Origin of the sequence: Streptococcus danieliae (assembly GCF_009767945.1) — a bacterium.
In the GTDB taxonomy this organism is placed as follows: Bacteria; Bacillota; Bacilli; order Lactobacillales; family Streptococcaceae; genus Streptococcus; species Streptococcus danieliae.
Window position 1 is genome coordinate 1 of sequence record NZ_WSRS01000102.1, and the last position, 5,737, is coordinate 5,737.

General features: G+C 40.6%; 5 protein-coding genes and 2 pseudogenes. All 7 read right to left on the reverse strand.

Translation table 11 applies throughout. The annotated features are described in order from the left end of the window. Positions 1–980: pseudogene (locus E5983_RS08400) on the reverse strand (cell wall anchor protein); the annotation flags it as partial. A 600-nt stretch (positions 981–1,580) separates the two neighbouring features. Next, entirely contained in the window at positions 1,581–2,276 is a 696-nt protein-coding gene (locus tag E5983_RS08405; RefSeq protein WP_160333399.1) for an LPXTG cell wall anchor domain-containing protein, read from the reverse strand. After that, complete coding sequence (locus E5983_RS08410) at positions 2,269–2,574, reverse strand: hypothetical protein (RefSeq protein WP_160333400.1); 306 nt, start codon at positions 2,572–2,574, stop codon at positions 2,269–2,271. The genes E5983_RS08405 and E5983_RS08410 overlap by 8 nt, the downstream gene beginning before the upstream one ends. A gap of 285 nt (positions 2,575–2,859) precedes the next feature. Continuing rightward, on the reverse strand, positions 2,860–3,720 hold the full coding sequence (locus E5983_RS08415) for a replication initiator protein A (protein ID WP_160333401.1): 861 nt from the start codon (positions 3,718–3,720) through the stop codon (positions 2,860–2,862). A 2-nt stretch (positions 3,721–3,722) separates the two neighbouring features. Further along, on the reverse strand, positions 3,723–3,899 hold the full coding sequence (locus E5983_RS08420) for a hypothetical protein (RefSeq protein WP_160333402.1): 177 nt from the start codon (positions 3,897–3,899) through the stop codon (positions 3,723–3,725). A 94-nt stretch (positions 3,900–3,993) separates the two neighbouring features. Further along, positions 3,994–5,196: a histidine kinase N-terminal domain-containing protein gene (locus E5983_RS08425; protein WP_160333403.1), complete on the reverse strand. Its 1,203-nt coding sequence runs from the start codon at positions 5,194–5,196 to the stop codon at positions 3,994–3,996. Further along, positions 5,186–5,632, reverse strand: a pseudogene (locus E5983_RS08430) (ANTAR domain-containing response regulator); the annotation flags it as partial. The gene E5983_RS08425 and the pseudogene E5983_RS08430, both read right to left, overlap by 11 nt. Positions 5,633–5,737: the final 105 nt, after the last annotated feature.

The window sequence follows — 5,737 nt, forward strand, 5'->3', positions numbered from 1 at the left end:
GTTCCTGAGAAATTCTTATTAAAATACTCGGTATTGTTGTACAAATAATCCGCAACCTGTTTCGGAGTAATCCCTCGTCGATCTAATTCTGTAAAGACCATAGCTAGAACTGCTGGAACACATCCAGTTGCCGCAAAGCTACCGTTTCCATAGTAGGCAGCCCAAATGGCATCCCGTTGATTATAGTAGGCGTGATCCTCAAAACTGGTTGAAACAGCTTCTTGAGCCATTCCCACCAGAATTTTATTAAGTAAAAATTCTGCTTGTTGCACTTCCGAGGCTCTTTGAGAGAAGTTTTCTTGTGCTTGTGCACTCTTTTCTTCCAACAAAGCATCCGCCTTCTGGGCTTGATCTAAAGCTGTTTTAGCCTCAGTCACCTTAGCTGTCTTATTAGCCACTTCTTCTTGTGACTTCATCAGCTCTACTTGTGTTGAAGGTTTATCAATAGCTTGCTTGGCTGACTCAACAACCTCTTGGGCTTGGGAGGCTTCTTTTTCGGAATCCATCACTTTGGAATGATGATTCTTAACTAAATCTTCTTGAGAAAGAACAGCTTGACGAGCAGATTCTGCTTTTTCTTGTTCTTTCATAACTACTTCTTCTGCACTGACTACATCCTGCCTCGCATTTGTCACAGCCTCCTGAGCTTGTGCAATCGTTTCAGGATTGGCTTGATCCGCAAGCATTTGTGATTCTGTAACTACTAAACTTGCTTCAATAACCGCTAACTGCGCCTGATCTTTAGCAATTTGTGCTTCTTGAACAACCGCCTCTTGTGCAGCTACAGTTTGATTTGCCTGTTCAAAACCAGCTTTAGCATCATCGACTTGTGTTTGCGTTACTTCAGCTTGAGCAGGTGTTTCAATATTAACTACTCCTGTTTTTGTAGATGCTGGAACAGCCTCCTCAGCCTGCACAACACCCGTTGCCGTAACAGATGCCGTTGCGACTGCTAAACCTGCCATCAATTTATAATTCATAATCTCTCCTTCCAGATTGCCTTAAATAGTATCAAAACAACTTCTACACGCTGGTGCTCTCACACTCACCATCTTTAATCCTCCAAATCTGCATTGATTCGTAACAACGAAATAACTAAAGCCATTAAGAAAGAAAAAGCCATTAGTCCAAAAGTAAATACTAAAATTAAAACCATTAAACCATCACCTATGTTACTTTCTATTCAATCTATTTCTCTTCCTCTAAGCGAGAAATTCTCCCAGAAACAAGACAACAACAATAAGCAAATCCTATATTCAAACTAAGAAAAACTAAGATGGAGCTTATTAAAATCCATTTCATAAAATCTCTCCTCTACTCCTCTATTCGTACTAATTGACTCAAATAAGCATCAAAAATCAGCTACTCAGTATCCAAGATTGTATTTTTAGGATAGAAGAAAATGCGTAAAAAACTGAGAAAACAAATTTTTGACACTTATTTCAATCAACAATTTATTAGCTCTAGCTTGCTCAAAGCAGTATCTATATAGGACGACTAGGAAGAAACACAAAACTAGTTCAAGCTTTTCTTAGATACTGATTTCAACAAGCTAGGCCGAAATAACCTAGCTTATCGAACTATTTCTTTTTCTTTAACAAGACTGAACTGATAGGTGCTAAAGCTGTACCAATGAGACCCATGACTGACGAAGCTGTCCCTGTTGAAGGCAACTCTTCTCTCTGCTGATCAGAATTAGATTTATCTGCCGTCTCTTTTTCCCGAACCTTTACAGACGCTGAATACTTAGATTCAGTTGAAAGGTAGCGATTTGTTGTCTTAGGTTCTGAAGCATCCACTTGTTGTTCAAATTCAGTAGATGTATTAGGCGTAATAGTTACAGAGTTTGTCACCCCATTTGGACTTGACGATTGATTTGATTGAGTCGGACGTGACATAGTTTCTCCACTAGTTTCAGGAATTTGGTTTGTATCAATCCCTGTTGAATTTTCTGATACACCTGGATTCTCTGTCTGTTCGTTTGAAGAATTGTTACTGTCCGTATTCTCAGATGGCTGTTGTGGTTGCTCAATCTCTACAGGTGTATCTGGCGAGACTGGCACAACTGGTGTTACTGGAGTTTCAGGTTCTGGTTTGACCTCCGGTTCAGTTGGAAGAGTTACTTCTCCTGGCACTTCTTGTGTAACAGGTGCAGATGGATCTACAACTTCTGTTGGAGTAGTCGGTGTAACCTCTTCTGTTACTTCTGCCAATGCAACTGAAGTTGGTAGGGTTAAAATTGTAGCCGCAGCAACGGCTAAAGCAGTTTTATTCATTTCCTTTTTCCTTTCTGGTAAAACCTTGACCAGTCAATATTAGCTGGCCATGATTTCTTTTTGCGACAAGAACGTTATGACGGGTGATGGTTTGAATCTGAGGATAGAGATCCTTATATCCTATCCTCAGATTCAAATCACGAATTTCACCCTGTACATAACCCTTAATATTTTCAATAGCAACATCTTTTTTTAAAGAAACCTGATTAGAGTTCTCCAAGGTAGCTACTGCTCCCCCTTCAACTCCGAGTTGCCTCAGATCCCTTATTCTTACAATTTTTTTATTTTCAGCATTCATGAACATCTCCTTCAAAAAATGCAAAGCGAACCTCACGCTGTGCTGGAAGAGCAAGCTCTTCACGGTATTTTCTACGCACGGTTTATAGTCTAGTAACCGCAAACTCCTTCACCCTACAAACCAGTAATGGACTGTGGCTTAACGTTACTGTACCCAGCTCTAGATATATTTTCTAGTTCTCACCGCCCCCATTTTTCTTTTATGCTTAGGTACGCTGTATCAGGACAGTGGTTGGCTATTCAATTGTCAAGGATCTCAGCAGTTTAATGACTTACCCAGGTCAATTTAAGTCCCATAATGAGCTTCTGCCATACGGTGAGCTTGTAGTTTCTGTTCCAAACGATGCTCCTCAATCAGATTTTCGATTGATTTCACTAGATAAGCATAGGGAGAATCTGTGGCAGGAATCATTTTAATAAGGCCAATTATTTCGTCACTGGAAATGTAACCTGTCTCCAAAAATTCCCCAAGCTTCATTTTCTGCCTATGTGTCAGATGATAAGCAGAGTGCCAAGGCTGATGATTAAAATATTCCTGCTCTATCAAATTCAAAATCGAATAGAACTCATACCCAACGTAAGAGGTAGATTTCATCTCAGCTCCAGGAGACGAACCTGATTCGTCAGAATCAGAGATCGTCTTTCTAGAACTACATATCTCTTTATTCTCAGTATCACTAATATCAGTATCATTAGAGTCGGAATTTCCGACCTCTTGAAGTCGATTTTTCCGACCTCCGGAAGTCGGAAATTCCGACTTCCGCTCAGGACAAGGGTTTTGAGCATCTTTCTCTAATGGTTTTGTAGGATCAACCATTCCAAGATAGAGTTTGTTTGGCTTATTCAAACCCTGGCGTTCTTCTTCTAAGAGTCCATACTCTCGCAACTCTTTTTTAAGAGCCATAACTTTATCTCGTCCATATCCACTTAATTCCACTAATTCCTCAATTGTAAAAATAAAGTAAATATTTCCTTCATCATCTACCCAATTGTTCTGTAAAGATAATTCAAATCGATCTGACAAAAAGCTGTAAAATACTTTAGCCTCTAGTTTCATCGGCTTGTAATAATCAACTTCAAATAACGCCTTTGGGAGACGATAGAAACGGCCATGAGTCGCCACTTCACTAGCAGAAATTCTGTTCATCTTCAAACCTTTCTAAGTCCGATTTGTCCTTTATCCATTGACACAATCAATCCAAACGAGACCAGCTCATCCCAAGCTTTTTCAGCCTCTTTTTTAGACAAACCTGTCGATTCTGTAAATTCTTGGATCAATCGCTGTTTCATAGAATTTTGACAAATTCCAACATTTATGCTTCTCATAGTAAAAATCTCCTTGGAAAACCAAAAAAAGAACGCCATTACAGCGTTCTCTAGTCACTCTATAAATTTTTTAACTTCTCAAAATTCCAAATGCTTACCTTTTTGCCTGATCGGTTTTTTTGAAAGCGTGTTTAAAGGAATTTTGAACCAATTCATTAACCACTAAAGCCAGGGCTGTTGCACGACTACTTTCCAGAGAAATACGTGATTCTAATAAATAGTCCACCTGGACAGACTCACTTCCCCAAAAAGAGCGCTGAACCGATTCAACAACTCGTTTCAATAAGAATTCTAACCCAACCGAACCACCTCCATCTGCTGCCAGCAAATCATGAATACTGACAACCGATAAAATCCGTTGCACGCCTTCTTCTAAGGCTGACTGGACTTCTGAACTTTCACTTTGATAGGCTTGCAACCTCAGCAAAGAAACCAGGGTCTGCAAATTGTTCTTCACACGATGATTGGCTTCACGCAAAGCCATCCGTTGCTCCTGATTTTTTCGTTGCAGTAAAGCTTGTTCTGTATTATCGCGATACTCCATTAAATAACAGGCGCGATCGGCTAAAAACTGACGTTTAATCTGGAAACTGTAGTGGCCATAATCCACCGAGGTCACAGATACATTCTTTTGAGATAAGAAGTCCATAAATGACACCGAATCAAGGACAAGGTTGTCATAATGCATGCCATAAATCGAATCCCGGTAAGCCAGCTGCTCACGATAAATACACTGACCCGCAGGATTGGCATACACCAGGTGGCCTCCTTGATTAAAGATAAAAACGCCATCAGACAAACAATCAAACAACTGAAAATCTTGCGCTAGATTCGATACCGTTGAATCTAAAAAGAGCGAGCGATTCTGAAAAAGGATTGGTGAACTAAACTGCCGGTTCACAGCCTCTACAATTAAAGCCCCAATCGTTTGTCCCTGCCAGGTAATCGGGTAAACAGTCTGATAAATGACCAAGCCTTCTTGGGACAGGGCTGACAAACCAATTGAGGCTTGACCTGTCTGTAGGGTCCGAATGACGCCGGGCTCATTCTCCAAATTGGCTACCTCGCCCACAACCTCATGGATATAGAGACTAGGCCCCTCTAAAGGCTTCCGATGGTAGATGACCATGGCTTCATTGGTTTGATAAATGGTTTGAACATCAATGAAGACATCTTCCTGACGATGAGAGGTCCCCAGCTCCATTTCCGCAGCTTTGTCGAGCAGGTAACAAATGGCTTCTGGATCTAAGTCCGTCTGCTCCCGACACAATTGTTCTATTTTTTCCCTATAACTCATCGTGTAGCACCAATAATTTTGCAATCTCCGCCATCGGAACCCGCTTTTGCATACTGATTGTCCGAATTTGCTTAAAGGCTTCCGGTTCTGTCAGATGGTTCCGCGCCATTAATAACCCCTTGGCCTTTTCAATAATAATCCGATCCCCAATTTTTTTCGATAGTTTTTCCATTTCCTGAGAAAGTGAAAGGTCCTTTCTCCCCTTCTCAATACAGACTTCAATCATTGGGATTAAAGAGCGAGACTGTAAAGGTTTGACCAGGTAAGCACCCGCCCCATACGACTTCGCTTTTTGAATGTAAGAGTCATCGCTAAAGCCGGATAGCAAAATAACGCTAAGCGCTAGCCGATCATCCATGATTTTCTTAGTGGCTGTCAAACCATCCAACAAGGGCAATTGAATATCCATCATCACTAAATCCGGCCGGTATTTTTGGGTTCTATAATAAGTTGTGTGGAAAGCTTGCTCTCCATGCAACTTTTTTTGTAATTCAGAGTGCAAAAAAAAGCAATTCCTAGTAAACTGATAAGTGAAAAAAAA